The sequence below is a fragment of the Pararhodobacter zhoushanensis genome, from assembly GCF_025949695.1.
GTDB classification, from domain to species: domain Bacteria; phylum Pseudomonadota; class Alphaproteobacteria; order Rhodobacterales; family Rhodobacteraceae; genus Pararhodobacter; species Pararhodobacter zhoushanensis_A.
On the sequence record NZ_JAPDFL010000002.1, the window covers coordinates 171,739 to 188,005 of the forward strand.

General features: G+C 63.8%; 14 protein-coding genes and 1 pseudogene. 11 read left to right on the plus strand and 4 right to left on the minus strand.

What is annotated here, in order from left to right:
- Positions 1–60 precede the first annotated feature (60 nt).
- The 6 genes from OKW52_RS22915 to OKW52_RS22940 all read left to right on the plus strand — a co-directional run bounded on the left by OKW52_RS22915 (position 61) and on the right by OKW52_RS22940 (position 7,601).
- Positions 61–675 (plus strand): hypothetical protein, encoded by a 615-nt coding sequence (locus OKW52_RS22915; protein WP_264507913.1) that lies wholly within the window; start codon positions 61–63, stop codon positions 673–675.
- Positions 676–930: 255 nt separating this feature from the next.
- Entirely contained in the window at positions 931–2,022 is a 1,092-nt protein-coding gene (locus tag OKW52_RS22920; RefSeq protein WP_264507914.1) for a tyrosine-type recombinase/integrase, read from the plus strand.
- 283 nt (positions 2,023–2,305) lie between these two features.
- The gene (repA, locus tag OKW52_RS22925; RefSeq protein WP_264507915.1) at positions 2,306–3,508 is read left to right on the plus strand and encodes a plasmid partitioning protein RepA; all 1,203 of its coding nucleotides are present in this window, start codon (positions 2,306–2,308) and stop codon (positions 3,506–3,508) included.
- Entirely contained in the window at positions 3,508–4,479 is a 972-nt protein-coding gene (repB, locus tag OKW52_RS22930) for a plasmid partitioning protein RepB (protein ID WP_264507916.1), read from the plus strand. The genes repA and repB overlap by 1 nt, the downstream gene beginning before the upstream one ends.
- A 224-nt stretch (positions 4,480–4,703) precedes the next feature.
- Entirely contained in the window at positions 4,704–5,795 is a 1,092-nt protein-coding gene (gene repC, locus OKW52_RS22935) for a plasmid replication protein RepC (RefSeq protein WP_264507917.1), read from the plus strand.
- A 345-nt stretch (positions 5,796–6,140) separates the two neighbouring features.
- A complete protein-coding gene (locus tag OKW52_RS22940; RefSeq protein ID WP_264507918.1) occupies positions 6,141–7,601 on the plus strand; it encodes a class I adenylate-forming enzyme family protein in 1,461 nt (486 codons plus the stop codon).
- Here the strand turns inward: OKW52_RS22940 and OKW52_RS22945 are convergent.
- From OKW52_RS22945 to OKW52_RS22960, 4 genes are all read right to left on the minus strand, one after another.
- Positions 7,598–8,008: a PaaI family thioesterase gene (locus tag OKW52_RS22945; protein WP_264507919.1), complete on the minus strand. Its 411-nt coding sequence runs from the start codon at positions 8,006–8,008 to the stop codon at positions 7,598–7,600. The two genes, OKW52_RS22940 and OKW52_RS22945, sit on opposite strands and share 4 nt — an antisense overlap.
- Positions 8,001–8,810, minus strand: coding sequence for an IclR family transcriptional regulator (locus tag OKW52_RS22950; RefSeq protein WP_264507920.1), 810 nt, complete (start codon positions 8,808–8,810; stop codon positions 8,001–8,003). The genes OKW52_RS22945 and OKW52_RS22950 overlap by 8 nt, the downstream gene beginning before the upstream one ends.
- Before the next feature lie 95 nt (positions 8,811–8,905).
- Complete coding sequence (locus OKW52_RS22955) at positions 8,906–9,850, minus strand: winged helix-turn-helix transcriptional regulator (RefSeq protein ID WP_264507921.1); 945 nt, start codon at positions 9,848–9,850, stop codon at positions 8,906–8,908.
- Between the two features lie 39 nt (positions 9,851–9,889).
- Positions 9,890–11,413 carry a carotenoid oxygenase family protein gene (locus tag OKW52_RS22960; protein WP_264507922.1) on the minus strand — a complete coding sequence of 508 codons (1,524 nt, stop codon included), beginning with the start codon at positions 11,411–11,413 and terminating at the stop codon, positions 9,890–9,892.
- Between the two features lie 333 nt (positions 11,414–11,746).
- On the opposite strand from OKW52_RS22960, the pseudogene OKW52_RS23350 reads away from it, so the two are divergent.
- From OKW52_RS23350 to OKW52_RS22980, 5 genes and pseudogenes are all read left to right on the plus strand, one after another.
- Positions 11,747–11,941: pseudogene (locus tag OKW52_RS23350) on the plus strand (alpha/beta fold hydrolase); the annotation flags it as partial.
- 17 nt (positions 11,942–11,958) lie between these two features.
- Positions 11,959–12,384, plus strand: a complete 426-nt coding sequence (locus OKW52_RS22965) for an alpha/beta fold hydrolase (RefSeq protein WP_264507923.1) — start codon at positions 11,959–11,961, stop codon at positions 12,382–12,384.
- On the plus strand, positions 12,381–13,322 hold the full coding sequence (locus tag OKW52_RS22970; RefSeq protein WP_264507924.1) for an NAD(P)H-dependent flavin oxidoreductase: 942 nt from the start codon (positions 12,381–12,383) through the stop codon (positions 13,320–13,322). The genes OKW52_RS22965 and OKW52_RS22970 overlap by 4 nt, the downstream gene beginning before the upstream one ends.
- Complete coding sequence (locus OKW52_RS22975; protein ID WP_264507925.1) at positions 13,319–14,998, plus strand: class I adenylate-forming enzyme family protein; 1,680 nt, start codon at positions 13,319–13,321, stop codon at positions 14,996–14,998. The genes OKW52_RS22970 and OKW52_RS22975 overlap by 4 nt, the downstream gene beginning before the upstream one ends.
- The gene (locus tag OKW52_RS22980) at positions 14,991–16,229 is read left to right on the plus strand and encodes an acetyl-CoA acetyltransferase (RefSeq protein ID WP_264507926.1); all 1,239 of its coding nucleotides are present in this window, start codon (positions 14,991–14,993) and stop codon (positions 16,227–16,229) included. Before OKW52_RS22975 ends, OKW52_RS22980 begins: the two co-directional genes overlap by 8 nt.
- Positions 16,230–16,267: the final 38 nt, after the last annotated feature.

Sequence of the window (16,267 nt, forward strand, 5' to 3'; positions counted from 1 at the left end):
ACGCCCGCTGTCCAGGTCACGCGGGCGTCTTTGGGACGGACGGAACCTTCGGTGAAACTCTTGACCGATGCGTTTTACATGAAGCCCCAGACCATTTTTCTTTCGGTCACTCTTTGTGTCGCCTCCGTGCCCGCCTTGGCGCAAGTCACCGTGGCCGCCGCGCCCGAAGTCTCGGCCTTGATGGCAGACTGCACGCCGACCGACGCCCGGGGCGCGGCAATTGTCGCCGGGTTGCGCGCCCGGGGCTGGGTCGAGCCCGAGGCGGCCGAGCGGCGCGAGGCCCTGACGACCCTTGCCGCAGCGCATCTCTGGTCGTTCTTGCCGGATCGTCCGGCGGCGGTTCAGATCGAGTTGCTGGGCCAGCTCACCGATGCGGTCGAGCGTGCGCTGCAGGATGGTGGTGCGTTCCTGACCCTTGCCGATGAGCGTGCCTTGGTCCTGTGGGATATCGATAGCCTCTCCTGTCTCTGGGCCGGAAACGCGCACCGTGGATACGCTTGCCGTGCAACTGGGTGGCACGTTTCCGGAAAGTACAGGCACAGTCACGCGGGCGCTGAGCCAGAGCGTCGTGGTCGGTGGACAAAATTGGCGACGCCAGATTGCGGTCGGCCCGCCCCGCTTGCGCCCCAACCATGCGTCAGACGGACTGAGCAGAACTGGCCTGGGCGTTGGTAAGCTGGCAGAAGCGGAACGCGTTCCCCTGAAGATCGCGATGTTCCAGAAAGTTGTAAGGTGGAATCCGGGTTGGGAAACGTGGTCCTTGACAGTCCTTCGAGCCTACGACGCGCATAATTAATCATTTATGCGCATTACCCGTGTGTTTCCCTCCAGACCCCATCAGTCCCGATAAGTTCGCCTTATCGTTTCTCTTGTGACCTTCGCGAATTACACGCAGAATGACGCAATCTGTCCTTGTGGAAACGCCCGTCCATGTCCCCTTCGCGCCCCTCCAGCCGTTCGCACGCAACAAAAAGCAAAGCCATAACGCTCCCCCTGCCCTCTTACGCGCAGCTGTCGGATGCCGATGAAGCGGCGCTGAGCGAACTCTTTCGCAAAGGCACGCCGGCCAATACGCTGCGCGCCTGGGAAAGGGATCTGGCGTATATCGCCGCGTGGAAAATGGCGGTCTTCGGCCGCCCGCTGACGTGGCCCGAAGAGGAAGCCGTCGCCTTGCGCTTTATCCTGCAGCACGCGCAGGATCTGACTGAATCGCCCGGCCCGGCGCAAGATGCCGCGCTGGAGCTGATCGCCATCGGCTTGCGCCGCGAATTGACCGCGCCGGCCCCGGCCACACTGGACCGCCGGATTGCCAGTTGGCAGGCGTTTCACCGCATGCGCAACCTGCCCTCACCCTTCAGCGCACCGTTGGTCAGTCAGGCACGCCAGAAGGCCCGCCGCGCCAATGCCCGGCGCCGGGTGGCGAAATCGGCGCGACCGATCACCCGCGATGTGCTGACCACGCTGTTGGCCACGTGCGACGACAGCCATCGCGGTATCCGCGACCGCGCGATGCTGACGCTGGCCTTTGCCAGCGGCGGGCGGCGCCGGTCCGAGGTGACGGCATTGAACGTCGAGGACATCACGTTGAGTGACTTCGCTGAAAAGGGATTGGTCTGGCTGCGCCTGCTGGAGACCAAAACCACCCGCCCCGGCGACGCGCCGCGCCTGCCGCTCAAAGGCCCCGCCGCGCGGGCGCTCGTGCACTGGCTTGAGGTCACGGCGTTGAAGAAAGGCCCGCTTTTTCGACCGGTCTCTAAATCCGACCGCCCCCTGCCGCGTCGACTTGCCCCCGACGCGCTGCGGGTGATCCTGCGCCACCGTCTGGCCCTTGCGGGTCTGCCGCAAGACTATGCCTCACCGCACGGATTGCGCGCGGGCTTCCTGACACAAGCCGCGCTGGACGGCGCACCGCTGGCCGCCGCGATGAAGCTAAGCCTGCACAAATCCGCCATTCAGGCGCAAAAATACTATGCGGATGTCGAAATCACCGACAATCCGGCCACAGATCTGCTGGGTTCTTGACCGCGTCGATCTCGCAACCGCCTAGACCTAGGCCTTGACCCGCAGCCTTCCCCTACATATCGACGCGCTTACACCGCGAATGGCGGATTATACCGCATTTCAACGGCTTCTGGCCGAGTCTTGAGAGCGAAGCGCATCACAGCGGACGAAAAGAGTCAAAAAACTGTTGTCTGATGATAAGTTGCGTGCGACAAGTTCTCTTGTCGCAAGACTGCGAAATTCCCGCGTTTTAGCGACGAAACAAGAAGGGCCCACCAAGAGGCCCTACAGGCATGAGGGCAGCATGATCGCATCCAGCGACACACAGACGACTGAGTCCATCGCAGCCTCGATCGCCGCGAATGCCGCACGGCTGTCCGAGGCGCTGAACAATCATATGCGCAACAGCTTTCGGCCTGAAAGCCGGAAAACGCTGCGCAAGTTTCAGTCTTCTGAAGTATCGGAGCTGACCGGCATCAGCATGTCGAACCTCAGAACGCGCCATCAGGACGGCGACTTTCCCGAGGTCGAAACCGATTCACGCGGTCGGCGGCTGTATTCTGCCGAAGAGATCGACCAGATCCGTCACGTCATGGCGCGCACCGGCCGCAATGGCGAGACCTACCTGCCCGGCCGCCGCGACGGCGACGCGTTGCAGATCCTGTCGGTGGTGAATTTCAAAGGCGGCTCCAGCAAGACGACCAGCGCCATCCATCTGGCGCAGCGTTATGCCTTGCGCGGCTATCGCGTGCTCGCCATCGACATGGACCCGCAGGCCAGCCTGACCACGATGTTCGGCTATCGCCCCGAGATCGAATTTGCCCAAAGCGGCACGATTTACGATGCGCTGCGCTATGAAGATCCGGTCCCGCTCAGCCAGGTTGTTCGCAAGACGTATTTCCATAACCTCGATCTGGCACCCGCCGGGTTGATGCTGTCGGAGTATGAGACCGAAACGGCCTATGCCCTTCAGCACAAGCTGGACCCGCCCTTCACCCAACGCCTGGCGATTGCCCTCGATGAAGTTGAAGCAAGCTACGACCTTGTGATCATCGACTGCCCGCCACAACTGGGTTTCACCACGATGACCGCATTGCTGGCGTCAACCGGGCTGCTGATCACCGTTGTGCCTAGCATGCTCGACGTTGCCTCGATGGCGCAATTCCTTGAAATGGCTGGGGAAACTGTCCGAACGCTGGAAGAGGCGACCGGGCCGATCGACTGGGCTTTCCTGAAGTTCCTGATCGCGCGCTACGAGCCGACCGATGTACCGCAATCGCAAATGGCCGGTTTCCTGCGCTCGATTCTGCTCGATCAGGTGCTCAATACCCCGATGCTGAAATCGACCGCGATCTCGGATGCCGGGATGACGCAGCAGACGATTTACGAGCTGGAGCCAGCTCAGGTGATCAAGAAGACCCTCGACCGGATCATGGAAAGCGTGAACGGCGTGGCGGACGAGTTCGAGAAGACGATCCAGCTGGCCTGGGGAAGAGAGAGTGACTGATGGCACGCCGTAACCTGTTTCAACCTCCGCCCCCGCCGCCAACCGATGACAGCGAAAAGCCCGACGCCAAGTCGCGCTTTCCCAACACCGGCGCGATGAGTGGCGTGAAGTCCACGCTCAAGGACCTGTCCAGCAACGCTGTGCGCGACATCGCGCCCGAGATGATCGACGACGGCGGCCCCAAGGACCGGCTGACGTTCAACGATGCCGATGTTGCGCTGCTGGCAGACAGCATCCGTCAACACGGCCAGCAAGTGCCCATCATGGTCCGCCCGGTGCCCGAACGGCCCGGGCACTACCGCGTTGTCTATGGCCGTCGGCGTCTGCACGCGCTGCGATTGCTCGGCTTGCCTGCCAAAGCACTGGTGCGCTCGCTCTCGGACGAGCAGGCGGTGCTGGCGCAGGGCCAGGAGAACTCGCAACGGCTGGACCCCAGCTTTATCGAAAAGGCGCTTTTCGCCGCCGAACTGTCCTCGGCGGGCTATGAGCAAGCCGTCATCATGGATGCGCTTGCCGTCGACAAGCCGATGCTGTCGCGCATGAACAAGGTTGCGCGCAGTCTGCCGGCCGAGGTGATCGAACGCATCGGCCCCGCGCATGGTGTCGGCCGTCGCCGCTGGGAAGAACTGGCCGACATCGCCCGCGTACAGGATCTGGACATGCGCGCTGTGGCAGCGGCGGTTGATCTGGATGGCATTCAGGCATCCGATGAACGCTTCGCGCGCCTCAGCGATGCTGCCCTTGCCCAAAGTCGCGCACAGACCCCGCCGCGCCCGCTGGCCACCCCTGCCCTGTCGATCAGTCTGGATGACGGCACGGTTCTGGCCGAGGTGACGGAAACCGCGCGGTCCCTGACCGTCAAGCTCTCGAAATCAGCCTCGCCGGCGTTTGCGCAATGGCTGCGCGACAATGCCGAGGAAGAACTCATGCGGTTGCATGAGGCCTGGCGCGCGTCCCGCGCGTCTGACTGACAACACCCAACCCCCACAGCACAGGAGCACGACCCGCAGCCAGAAAGAGAAAGAGCCCCCCAAGGTCACCCCCGGAGAGCCCAATCTGTACTTTGCACCTTCAGATTTACCAGCTTCTCCCCGCCAGTCAACACCAACCGATTCGGTTGATCGGTAAACTGCGTCTTTTTTTCAAGGACGGCGGGCGACCCGCTATTTCCTGATCAGGTTGCCGTGAAAAAATCATGGCTTTCATTCAAACTGCTGCGGCCCTCGGCCAGCGGCCCGGGATCGGTTTGTCCACGGACAACGCCCTGCCCGAGCGTCACATTGTTGTCGAATTGCTCAGAAGCGCGGCCCCCCTGCTGGGGCTGAAGCCCGCCGTCCTGGCAACACTGGAAGCGATGTTGTCGTGCCTTGCACCCAAACGCACGCATCACACCGTGTTCGCGTCGAACGCCACCCTGGCCTTCCGGCGCAACGGCTTGTCAGACCGCACGATCCGCCGTCACGCCGCGCTCTTGCAAGAGCATGGGCTTTTGCTGCGCCACGACAGCCCCAACAAAAAGCGCTATTCGCGCCACTCCAGCGCCGACGGTGCCACGCTGCGGTTCGGCTTTGACCTGACGCCCCTGTTCGACCGCCTGCACCACATTGCCCAGCTGGCAGCCCAAGCCGAACAACAGCGCGAACGACTGGCCTATCTGCGCTGCATCCTGCGCAGCGCGGCGCAGGATGCCTTGCTTCGCAATGCCGACGACGCTGTCGCTTTGGACAGGCTCAAGGCGCTGCGCCGCAAACTGACCATCGAAGACTGCGAAACCTTGCTGACCGCGCTGGAACCCGTGCCTGCAGAAGGCACTGAAGATCTTGGTCAACAGCCCGCTTTGTCCGCCAGCGACGGTCAATTTGTCCGCCACTATCAGAAGTCAAATAAAGAAATTACTGAAAGAAAGAGCGCTGAGAGCGACGCAAAGCCCGAACGCAGCGCCGACCCTCAAGACCTGAGCGTAAGCGATCTGGTGCAAGCCTGCCCTGAAGCGGCGCAATTCGCACAAACCCCGGTCATAACCACCCATGATGTCGTTACCCATGCCAGAGTTCTTGCCCCCATGCTGGGCATTGACGCCGCAAGCTACCACGCCGCGCAGGACCGCATAGGTCCCTTGGGTGCAGCCGTTACGGTTTGGGCGCTGGTGCAACGGCATGACACGATCAGACGCGTCGGAGCCTATTTCCGGGCGATCACCAGCGGCGCGAAAAGCGACGGCTTCGACCCCTTCTCGCTTGTGCGCCGTATGCTGACCAACGCGGGCGGGGTTAACTGTGCTGCGTGATATTGTCCGCGGACAATGCCTGAGCCAGCTGACCTTTTGCGCGTGCAAAGACGATACGCGGGTGTGCGGTATGGTGGCTCGTTGTCCGTGGACAACAGGAAGCGCCACGTGAACGGCTGTTCATTTGCAGCGAAACATTCTTGAGGAAATCGGATACAGACTTTGCGTCAGGACCATGATGTGCTATCAATAGCCCGTGCTAGGGATGCCACCGAGATTGCGCCCCAACCCCCCCCTTCCCTTTCATTCGCTGCGAAAATTCCGCCTGCCGGAACATAATTCCAATTCGGTTGACCGCCCGAATTGCGCCACGCTACCTGTTGTCCGCGACCAGGGAGGAACCGTATGCGCTGGCTGGATGAACTGATCGACGACACGCCGGGCAGCGATACCGCGATCATCGACCATGATGGCACGACGCTGAGTTATGAAGCCCTTCGTGCCGAGATCACACAGGCCGCGCAACGCCTGACCGTACAGGGTGTCAGCCCCGGTGACCGCGTGTTGATCGTCGCGGAAAACTGCGCGCAACTGGCGATCGCCTTCTTGGCAGCCGTGCGCTTGCGAGCCTGGTGCATTCCGGTGAATGCGCGTGTGACCGCCAACGAGCTTGACGCCATTCGCAGCCATGCGACGCCCCGGGTCACGCTCTTTACCACCGACGTCTCCCCCGACGCACAAACCCATGCCGACCGTCTGGGCGCCACGCCGCTGGCGCCGGGCTGGACTGCACTTACCGACTCGACTGTCGTCCCCGAACCGGTTTTCGACACGCCTGCGCGGCAGGTTGCGGCAATGGTCTACACCTCAGGGACAACCGGGGCACCCAAGGGCGTGATGCTGTCGCACCAAAGCCTTGTCTTCAACGCGACCGTTTCTGCCCGCACCCGGCATTTTGCCCCCGGCGACACGCTGATCCTGACGTTGCCCTGTACGCACATCATGGCGCTGTCCACGTCACTGCTGGCGGGGCTGAGCGGTGGGGCGACGATCCGCTTTCTGGCCCGCTTTACCGTCGACGCACAGCTACGCGCTTTGGCTGAGGGCGGGACGGTCATGTCGGTCGTTCCGCAGATCTTTGACCAGCTGTTGCGCAAGCTGGACGCGGACAACGCCACCCTCACCGCCCCTGGCTTGAGAATGATCGGTTGCGGTGGCGCGCCTCTGGATCCTGCGTTGAAAGCCCGGGTGGAATCGCGCTTTGGCCTGACGTTGCAAAACGGCTATGGGCTGACCGAGGCCGGGCCGGGCGTAACCTCGACGATCTACGGACCGCCGCGCAGGGATGGCTCCATCGGTTACGTTTACCCGGAGTGCGCGGTGCAGATCGATGCGCCGGACGGAGATGGGGCAGGGGAGTTGCTCTTTCGCGGGCCGGGCGTGATGCTGGGTTACTACCGCAACCCGCAGGCGACGGCCGAGGTGATGACCGAGACCGGATACCTGCGCACCGGCGATCTGGCGCGGATAGACCCGGATGGCGCGGTGCATCTTGTCGGGCGGAAGAAAGAACTGATCGTCCGCTCTGGTTTCAACATCTACCCGCCCGAGGTCGAGGCAGCGCTGATGTCCTGTCCGGGCGTGCTGCAAGCCGCCGTGGCGGGGCGCACGCATGCGGGCAATGAAGAGGTGTTGGCCTTTGTCACGACCAATGGCTCGACCGACACCGTCACGATTGCGGCGCATTTGCGCCAGCACCTTGCGCCCTACAAACAACCCCAGCACATCACCATCGTTGCGGCGATGCCGATGACCTCGGCCGGAAAGATCCGCAAACCGACGCTGGTGGAAGGCTTCACGCCCTAGCGTCGGGTGATGATCTTGAAGGTGCCACTGGCGCGGGCGACCAGCACCCCCGTTTCATCGTGGATCTCGCCCTCGGAGAAATAGATCGACTTGCCGCCACCGACGCGCCGCGCCTCGCAAATCAGCCGCGTGCCGCGCGGTTGTGCCAGATAGCTGACGTTCAGGTTCAGCGTGACCGAGGGGCGGAATGTGTCGGGGTTTCCCTCCCAGCAGCCGGACGATCCCAGTGTGGTGTCAAGGATCGAGGCATAGACGCCGCCGTGCGGAATACCCATCGGGTTCAGCAGATGCGGGCCGATGTCCAGCTCGAAGCGTGCATAGCCGTCGGAATAGCCGGTCTTGCGTGCGCCGATCAGGCCCATGAAACCGCGGGCGCTGCTGGGGTAGGGGGAGAGATCGTCAGGCATGGGGCGTGGGTCTCAGGCTAAGGGTCTGGGCCGCGCGCAACAGGCGCGGCGCGTATTGATCGATCAGGGTGTCCGCAGGGTTGAGGAACCCGAACCCGCCAACATTGAGCGCATACTGCGACTGCCCCTGCTCAGGGCGGACGGGCGCAGCGATGCCGTTGATCTCTTTGCGCCATTCCCCGAACGAGGTACAGAACCCATAGCGCGCGAAATCCTCGCGTGCACGGGCCAGCCCGTTTTTCAGCCGCGCGTGGTCCGCGACATCAGCGCGGCGCAGCGCGTCGTCGAGCAGTGACTCCTGTTTGTCCACGGACAATCCCATCAGGCTGGCACGTCCGATCGAACTGTGAAACAGCGGCACCTGCGCGCCCAGATGAAAGATCATCGATACCGAATTCGGCGAACGGTGGGTGGCCAGATAGACCACCGACTGCCCAAAGCGTTCCCCCAGGGCGGCGGCTACGTTGGGGTTGTCTCCGCGGCAGATGTCGGCCAGTTCCAGTTGCGCGCGGTCTTTCAGCTCCATCCCGGCAAGCACGCCGTGACCCAGTGTCAGCACGCCGGGGCCAAGCCGATAAGCGCCGCCCGGTTCGGCTTGCACCAGATAGCCCAGCTTGCACAGCGTGTAGGTCAGCCGCGTCACCGTCGCTTTGGGCAGGCCGGTGCGGCTGGCGAAGCTCTGGTTGGACAGCGTGATCTCATTCGGGCGGAAGGCCCGCAGCAGGGCCAGCCCGCGCGACAGGGCGACGACAAACTTGGGGTCGCTGGCGTCGTCCATCGGATCGTCTTCAGGATCGGTCACGCGGCCTCCGGTGTTGTTTCGCATAGCAGAATAGCGTTCCGTTTAGCGGGACGCAATGTCGGCGCTGTGGGTGTCGTCACCGCGCATCCGGATCGTCAGGTTCTCGCGCCCGACCCACTCCCCGCAGTGGTCACAGGCGTAGCGCGCGCGCAAGATGGCACCGCAGGCGTGGACGCGCAGATCGGGGGAGGGTGGCCATCGTTGCACCAGCGGTCGCCCCAATCGGCAATAGCCAGCAGCAGCGGGTAGAAGCCTTCGGCGCGCGGCAGGACCGAGTAGAGCAGCTTGCGGCCCTGCGCCACTTCGGCCACCAGTCCCAGTTCCTTGAGCTTGTCCAGCCTGTCGCGCACCACACTGGTTCCCAGTGCCAGTTCCTGCACGATGGCGAGCATGTGGCGCGGGCCCTGAAACAGCAGATAGAGGATCTCGTTGCAGGGCAGATCGCCGACCAGCGAGGCCGCCACCGTCCCCGCCTCTTGCGACGTGGCGGCGGTAAAGCTGGCATCATTGCGCCGGGCAAGGCGCGGGCGCGGCTCGGCCTCGACCTGTTCGGGCTGGGTACGGTGGATGGCGACGGTGCCGCTGGTCGCTGGCGCGCGGCACTCAGAGCAACGCCATGTCGCGCCGATGACGTGGCCGCAGCCTTTATGCACGATATCGAAGGGCAGGATATCTGCGCCGCCGGGATTGGCCTGATGCCACAGCCAGATCGCATACATCGCGTCCTGCAAGTCCAGCGCCTTGGCGGTGGGGGCATAATCCAGCGTCGCCTGACCGGGGCCGATGAAGCGGCGGTACATCATCTGCTCGCGGCACAGATGCGCCAGCCGCAGGGACAGGGTCTGCCGGGGGATATTCAACGCGCGCTGAAACGCGCTGAAGCGGCGCGTGCCGTTGAACGCTTCCTTCAGGATCAGCATCGTCCACGGATCGCCCAGTACCCGCAACGCCCTGAGCAGAGCCGTTGCGGGCGGGCCGCTGGGTTCGGGGGCAGGGGGGCAACATCCACGGGCCGCATCCTTTTCGCGCGACCCAAGCACGGCGCGTCCGCGATGGCAACCAGTCCCCCTGATCCGTGCTCAGTCACGCCAGATGTCAGCCCCGTCGATCCATGTTGTGTGGAACCCGATGGTGATGCGGCGGGGGATCTTTACCTTGGCAATGGGTTTGGTGATGTCATCAGCGTCGAAGATCAGACAGGCCGAGGACCAGTCGTTGGAATCGGTTATGAAGGTCACCGGATACGCCTTGCCGTCTTTGCCAGCACCCCGTGCCGGCGCAACCGGCGCTTCGGACCCATAGACCCCCTCGCCATAGCTGTATTCCTGCGTCGCCCCGGTTTCGAGGTCATAGCGCACCATGCCGTTGAAGGTCTGGCAACGGCCCTCAAGCGAGCCTTCCTGCGGAATCGGGATCAGCTGGTTGAAGGAGTAGCGCGTCTTGTGGCCGACAGCGTTGGCGTTGACGGTCGGGAATTCGGTGTTGCGGTCGTCCATCGCGCCTTCGCTCACGGCGCCGGTTCTGGTGTTAAAGCTCCAGCGGTACAGGATATGCGTGCGGCGACGGTAGGACATCATCGACGCAAGGTGATGGTCGGCGGGGTCTTTCACTGGCATGGGATCTTCCTGACGGCAGCCGATCATGTGGACCCAGTCGCCCTCTTCCCAGCTGTTGGCGATGTGCAGGATGTAGCATGGCTCGGCCTCGAACCACTGCACTTTGGTCGAGCGGCCAAAGCGGTCGATCAGGCCAAAGCGCGCAGGCTGGTCGCGGTGAAAGCCCATGATCCGGCGACCGTGTTTCTTCAGCAGCTCGGCGTCATGGTAGAAGGGCAGATCGTGCAGGATCGCGTAATTCTCGGTCAGGCCCATGTCATGCGGCGAACGTGGCCCGGCCAGGTCAATGTCGATATCGAACTTCAGCGAGCCATCGGCATTGGCCATTCCATAGGACATATAGGGCGGCTCGTCCTGATAGTTGAAGAAGAACATCTCTTTGGTGAACGGGTCAGTCTTTGAATGCGCCGACACCGAATGGTGCAGCTTGCCGCCCAGCGTCTCGCGCCCCACGGTTTCCAGCGTCAGCGGATCGACCTTGTAGGGATCGCCGGACATGTACCAAAGCGACAGGATGTTGCCGTTGAAAAAGATCACATCGGTGTTCGAAACGTCCTTGATCGGCGAGCCGGGCAGGCGGAAATCATAGGGCCCCGCCAGCCCCGGCCAGATCGCCTTGCCCGCCTTGTCTTCAACCAGAAACGCGCCGTTGCGCAGGTATTTCTGTTTGAACGTCGCCTTGCCGTCGCGAAAGTAGATCGCCCGCAGCTGCGCGTCGCCATCGTAGTAGTGGTACTTGCTGTTGACCGGCTCGAACCGCTGCGAGGGGCCGTTCATCACATAGGCGCCGTTCAGATCGGGAGGAATTTCGCCCTCGACCTCAAGATCCTCGGCCTCGTACTCGATGTCCGTCGGGGCGAAGGCGCCGTGCAGGTAGGGGTGGTCATAGTGCCAGATCCAGTCGGGCGCATCGGGCGGCGGGGTGCCATCAGGAGCGTACATGCGCACATTCGCGGTGGTGACGGCGAGATCGGGCTCGTGGGACATGGGGCGCTCCAATGTTTACTTAACTAGACCGATATTGCGGCAATGACGCAGAGAGTCAAGAAATTCGTCACACAACTAGACCGTAATCGACCAGTTCGGCCGCGATTTACGGGTATGTGCACGGATCTGGCTGGCGGGTCGGCTGATTTCCCGCGTTTCTGTTCCGTAAAGCAAAACATCATTTTGAAATTATGGATTCTTGCTTGACCGATCCGCGATTATTGGTCTAGCAATACAGACAACGGGAGGAAATCGACAATGCTGCAACTGGTCTGCTTGCCGGGACTGCTGTGCGACGCGGGGATCTTTGCGCCGGTTCTGGCGGATCTGGGCATGTCTGCGCAGTCGCTGGACCTGCCTGCCCTTGAGTCGTTCGAGGCGCTGGTCGAGCAGATCAGCGCGCAGCTGCCCGAGCAGGCTTTGTTGGTGGGTATGTCGATGGGGAGCTATCTGGCGCTGGCCGTGGCGCGGCGTGCCCCTGAGCGGGTGAGGGGGCTGGTGTTGATCGGCACCAACGCTGCCGCCGATACCCCCGCGGCGCTGCCGTGCGCGGCAAGGTCGCCGCCTGGGCCGCACGCGAGGGGATCGACGCGCTGGCGGCATCCATCGCGGATGGCATGCTCTCAACCGCCCGGCGTGACGACGCAAACCTGCGCGGGGCGATCCTGCGGATGGCGCAGGGGCAGGGGATCGCCACCTTCACCGCGCATCAGACCGCGCTCGCCGCGCGCCCCGACCAAACCGCCTCGCTGCACAGTATCGCCTGTCCCGTTCTGGTGCTCACCGGGGCCGAGGATACCGTCACCCCGCCCGACGCCGGGCGCGCGGTGGCCGAGGGCGTGGCCGATGGCCATTTCGTCTTGCTCGACGGGATCGGCCATATGCCGGTGCTCGAGCGCCCCGATCTTGTGGCGCAGCACATCCGCGCCTTTCTCACGACCCGACTGCCGCAGGAGGAACGCGCGCAATGACTTTGAAAGACCGGCTCGCCGCGCTGCGTGTTCCCGCTTTCGCGGCCCCGATGTTTCTGGTTTCCAACCCCGATCTGGTGGTCGCCTGCTGCAAGGCGGGCATCGTCGGCAGCTTTCCGGCCCCCAACCTGCGCACCAGCGAAGAGCTGGGCGTCTGGTTGGGCGAGATCCGCAGCCGCGTGAGCGATGCCGACGCGCCTTGGGCGCTGAACCTTGTCACCCATTCCACCAGCCCCCGCCTGCCGGGCGATCTGGCGCAGGTCGCCGCCCACCAGCCGCCCATCGTCATCACCGCCCTGGGCAGCCCCAAGCCGGTGATCCCCACGGTTCACGCCTATGGCGGGCTTGTCTTTGCCGATGTCATCTCGGTCGAGCTGGCGCGCAAGGCGGCGGATGCGGGGGCGGACGGGCTGGTGCTGGTCTGTTCCGGGGCAGGGGGCCACACCGGCGATCTCAGCCCGATGGTGTTTGTCGAACGGGTGCGGCAGTTCTTTGATGGCTACATCGCGCTGGCAGGGGCGATCAACACCGGCGACGCGCTGCTGGCGGCGCAGGTCCTGGGCGCTGATTTCGGTTATCTGGGCACGACGTTTCTGGCGGCAGAGGAAAACACCGCGTCCGCTGAGTATCGCCAGATGTGCATCGACTGTTCGGCAACTGACCTTCTGGTCTCACGCGCCTTCACCGGCGCGCGCGCCTCGATGCTCAAGCCGTCGATGGTCGCCAAGGGGCTGGACCCGGCCGAACTGGAGTTCAAGGTCGCCAAGCTGAACTTCACCGGCCGCAAGGACGAGGCGGTCAAGCCGTGGTCCGGCATCTGGGGCGCGGGGCAGGGGGTTGGCCGCATCGAACGCGTCGAGCCCGCCGCCGTCATCATCGACCGGCTGGTCGCGGAATATGACGCCGCGCGCGCCCGCACGCGGGAGCTGTGCGCATGAGCGTCTTTTCCGCCGCCGACCGCGCACGCTTCCGGGCCGAGGGGCATTGGGGCGACGTGACCCTGCCCGCGATGTTCGCGGCCACCTGCGCGCGGGTGCCTGACCGACTGGGGCTGGTCGATGCCCCCAACCGCGCCGAGATCTTCGAGGGCGCGCCCAAGCGCCTGACCTACGCGCAGATGCAGGTTGAGGTCGACCGCTATGCCGCCATCCTGCAGGCGCGCGGTATCGGCCCCGGCTCGCTGGTGGCGACGCAGTTGCCCAATATCGCTGAACTGGTGCTGCTCTATCTGGCGATCTCGCAGGTCGGCGCGGTGCTCAGTCCGATCTCGATGGCCTACCGGTCCGCCGAACTGCGCGACCTGTCGCAGGTTGCCGAATTCGATGCCTATATCTCGGTCGGCCAGCTGCGCGGTCAGGCATTTTACGCCGAGCGTCTGGATGCGCTGCCCGATCATGTGCAGCGGTTGGGTTTGGGCGAGGGCTTGCCCGAGGGCGTCTTCCGGCTGGACACGGCAGACGCGGGCGATTCCGCCCCGGTGCCGCTGGATGCCGATGACCTCTACGCCGTCTTCTGGACCTCGGGCACCGAGGGCATCCCGAAAGCGGTTCCCAAGACCCATAACAACCTGATGTCCAGTTCCTTGGGTGCTTGGCGGCTGCTGGGTCTGCCCGACGGGGCCAATGTGCTGGCGCCGTTCCCCTTTGTGAATGCCGCGGCTGTCGGCGGTCTGATGATGTGCTGGATGCGCACGGCGGGTGCCATGATCCTGCATCATCCGTTCGATGTGACCGTCTTCCTGACCCAGCTGAAGACCGAAGACATCACCTACACGATGGTCGCGCCCACCGTGCTGGTCTATCTGCGCGAGCAGGCGCAAGACCCCGATCTGCACCCGGCGCTGAACCGGCTGCAGGCCATCGGCACCGGCTCGGCCCCGCCCGATCCTGAGGTTTTCGTATTCTTTCAGGACCGCTTTGCCATTCCGGTGGTCAATTTCTTTGGCTCGAACGAGGGTGCGCAGATGTGTTCCTCGCAAGAGCGCATCCCCGATCCCCGCCAGCGCGCCAGCTTCTTTCCGCGCGACGGGGATGAGGCATGGAAGCCCGCGCTGCGCACCGCCAATGGCGGCACGTTCAAGCTGGTCGATCCGGCGACAGGCGCTACGGTCAGCGAGCCGGGAGCCTTGGGTGAGATGTATATTCAGGGGCCGACCCTGCTGCCCGGCTACTATTCTCGCAATGGCATCGACCGCAGCAAGTTCACCGCCGATGGCTACCTGCCCACCGGCGATCTGTTCCAGATCTCGGATTGTGGCTCGCTGATCCGCTTCCACGCCCGTTCGCGTGAGCTGATCGTGCGCGGCGGGATGAAGATTTCGCCGGTCGAGCTGGACAACGTGCTGTCGGCACTCCCCGGCGTGCGCGAGGTGGCCGTCGCCGCCTACGCTGACCCGCAGATGGGCGAAAAGGTCTGCCTGTTCGCGGTGATGACCCCCGGTCACACGCTGGACCTGCCCGCCGTGACCGCGTTTTGCGACCGCGCCGGGCTGGCCAAGTTCAAATGGCCCGAAAGGCTGGTATTGCGCGACGCCCTGCCGCGCACGCCGCTGGCCAAACTCGACCGCAAGGTGCTGGCCAAGTGGCTGGCGCAACAAGGAGACATCCATGCCTGAGCCCGTCTACATCCTTGGGGGAGCGCAAACCGACTTTGCCCGCAACTGGGCCCGCGAAGGGTTGGGCATCGACGCGATGATGCGCGAGACGCTGTTCGAAGGGCTGCAAAACGCCCGTCTGGAACCGCGCGATCTGCAATCGGTGCATGTCGGCAACTTCGTGGCCGAGCTGTTCTGCGGGCAAGGGCAACTGGGCGGTATGATCGCCTCGCTGCACCCCGATCTTTCGGGCATTCCCACCCAGCGGCATGAGGCCGCCTGCGCCTCGGGCTCGATGGCGATGCTGGCGGCGGCGGCGGAAATCGAGGCCGGGCGTTATGATCTGGTCGCGGTGCTGGGCGTCGAATACATGCGCAACGTGCCCGGCCAGCGCGCCGCCGAGCATCTGGGCGCGGCGGCATGGGCCGGCAAGGAATGGACTGACGCGACCTATGTCTGGCCCGCCGCCTTCGCCGATCTGATCGAGGCCTATTCCGAGAAATACGGCCGCGTGACCTATGACCATCTGGGCGAGATCGCGCGCATCAACTACGCCAACGGCAAGCGCAATCCCTATGCCCAGACCCGCAAATGGGAATTCACCGAGGCCAGCTTCAAGGAAGACGACACCGCCAACCCGGTGATCGAAGGCCGCGTGCGCCGCAACGATTGCGGGCAGGTGACGGATGGGGCGGCGGTGGTGTTTCTGGCCTCGGCCAGCCGCGCGGCAGAATACGCCAAAGAGCGCGGGCTGAAACTGTCCGACCTTGCGAAAATCGACGGCTGGGGCCACCGCACCGCGCCGATGATGCTGTCCGAAAAGCTGGCGGAAAGCCGCAATGACCGCTTTGTGCTGCCGCAGGTGAACAAGGCGATCCGCGAAAGTTTCACGCGGGCGGGTATCGATAGCCCGTTCCAGCTGGACGCGATTGAGACCCATGATTGCTTTGCGATGACCGAATATGCGGCCATCGACAGCTATGAAATCACCGCCCCCGGCGAAAGCTGGAAAGCGGTTGAAGAGGGCGTCATCGCGCCCGGCGGTCGGCTGCCGATCAACCCCTCGGGCGGGTTGATCGGGCTGGGGCACCCGGTCGGTGCGACCGGGGTGCGGATGATGCTCGACGGCTACAAGCAGGTCACCGGCCAGGCAGGGGAGTGTCAGGTCGAGGGCGCGCAGCGCGTCGGGCTGCTGAATATCGGCGGATCAACCACCACCATCGCGTCGTTCGTCGTGGGACGGGGAGCATAACCCCGCGCACGATCCATCACTTTGACACCAGGGAGGAA

Bases quoted from the DNA above. Each gene is read 5' to 3' on its own strand.
- OKW52_RS22920 (WP_264507914.1), top strand. From the start codon at position 931: ATGTCCCCTTCGCGCCCCTCCAGCCGTTCGCACGCAACAAAAAGCAAA.
- OKW52_RS22945 (WP_264507919.1), bottom strand. From the start codon at position 8,008: ATGCCTGACGATCTCTCCCCCTACCCCAGCAGCGCCCGCGGTTTCATG.
- OKW52_RS22975 (WP_264507925.1), top strand. From the start codon at position 13,319: ATGAGCGTCTTTTCCGCCGCCGACCGCGCACGCTTCCGGGCCGAGGGG.
- repC (WP_264507917.1), top strand. From the start codon at position 4,704: ATGGCTTTCATTCAAACTGCTGCGGCCCTCGGCCAGCGGCCCGGGATC.
- OKW52_RS22970 (WP_264507924.1), top strand. From the start codon at position 12,381: ATGACTTTGAAAGACCGGCTCGCCGCGCTGCGTGTTCCCGCTTTCGCG.
- OKW52_RS22980 (WP_264507926.1), top strand. From the start codon at position 14,991: ATGCCTGAGCCCGTCTACATCCTTGGGGGAGCGCAAACCGACTTTGCC.
- repB (WP_264507916.1), top strand. From the start codon at position 3,508: ATGGCACGCCGTAACCTGTTTCAACCTCCGCCCCCGCCGCCAACCGAT.
- repA (WP_264507915.1), top strand. From the start codon at position 2,306: ATGATCGCATCCAGCGACACACAGACGACTGAGTCCATCGCAGCCTCG.
- OKW52_RS22960 (WP_264507922.1), bottom strand. From the start codon at position 11,413: ATGTCCCACGAGCCCGATCTCGCCGTCACCACCGCGAATGTGCGCATG.
- OKW52_RS22940 (WP_264507918.1), top strand. From the start codon at position 6,141: ATGCGCTGGCTGGATGAACTGATCGACGACACGCCGGGCAGCGATACC.